Source organism: Mesorhizobium sp. M5C.F.Ca.ET.164.01.1.1, assembly GCF_004792125.1.
Classification (GTDB): Bacteria; Pseudomonadota; Alphaproteobacteria; order Rhizobiales; family Rhizobiaceae; genus Mesorhizobium; species Mesorhizobium wenxiniae.
In genome coordinates this window covers 1-1,255 of record NZ_SRTG01000042.1, presented here as the reverse complement: position 1 = coordinate 1,255, position 1,255 = coordinate 1, and the positions used below count along the sequence as shown (strand labels likewise).

Below are 1,255 nucleotides of genomic sequence, written 5' to 3'. Positions count from 1 at the left end.
CGCCAGGCGCGCCGGCAAATTGCGGAGAAGATCGCGATTCCCGGCGGCGTCCGCGCATCACCAGAGCACCGGGAACTCCTCGAACCCGCCAGTGATGATCTCCTTGCGCAACTTCAGTTCTTCGGGCGCAACGGCCAGGCGCAGCGCGGGAAAGCGCTCGAAGATCGAACCGAACACCACCTTGAGTTCCAGCCTGGCCAGCGCCATGCCGACGCAGTAGTGCGCCCCGTAGGAGAATGCCAGGTGCGGGTTTTCGTCGCGTCCGATGTCGAAGATTTCCGGGTCGTCGAAATGGCGCGGATCGAACGACGTCGCCGGCAGGCCGACCAGCACCTTGCTCTCCGCGGGAATATGCACGCCCGCGATGGTCACGTCGGTCCTCGGATAGCGCATGATGCCGTCCCAGCCCGCGCCCGGCGGGTACATGCGCAGGATTTCCTCCACCGCCTTGTCCACCAGGGAAGGATCGCCGACCAGGCGTTCGCGCTGTTGCGGATGGCGGAACATGGCCAACATGCCGAATTCAATCTGCGCCACGGTGCTCTCGTGTCCCGCCACCAGCATGCCCGCCGCCAGGCCGATCGCCTCTTCCTCGATCGCGTTGCCCTGGTCGACCGCCGCGAGCAGATCCGTCAGCAGGTTGTCGCCCGGATCCTGGCGCTTGTCCCGCATCTTGTCGCGAATGTAGGCGAGCAGGTCTTCCCAGGCCAGGCGCGACGCGCTGCGCGGGCCGCTTTCATGCTGGTGCGTCATCACCTCGTCGGACAGTCCGGCGAAAAAGGCGTGATCCTCGTAGAGCACGCCCATCAGCGCGCTGATGACCATGCCCGGGAGCGGAAAGGAGAGGTGGCGCCGCAGGTCGGCGGGCTGGGGCTGGGCCGCCAGCGTCTCGAACAAATGCCCGGCGATCGCCTCGATCTGCTGCGCGAGCAGCTTGACCCTGCGGTTGCTGAAGGCCGGCGCCACGATCGTGCGTAACCGGGCATGCTCGCCCCCCTCGTGCGAGACCAGCCACCCCGGCGAACCGAGAATCACCGAATCCGGGGTGAATGCCGCCGGCGGCATTCCCGCGGGCCGGAACGCCGCGTCGGACAGCACCGCCTTGGCCTCGTCATAGCCTGTCACCCACCAGCCTTCGTGCCCGGACGGGAAGCGCACGCGGTGGATCGGACCGTTGGCGCGTAGCGCCAACATCTCGGGCGAGGGCTCGATGTGATCGACGCGCCACATCGGCAGCGTCGGCAGGGGTTGTTCG

Annotated in this window: 1 protein-coding gene; it reads right to left on the bottom strand. The window is 67.2% G+C overall.

Translation table 11 applies throughout. The features are described from left to right. Nucleotides 1–57: 57 nt before the first annotated feature. Nucleotides 58–1,255 (bottom strand): cytochrome P450 (locus EN807_RS32265; RefSeq protein ID WP_246684495.1); only part of this gene is annotated, 1,198 nt, incomplete at its 5' end.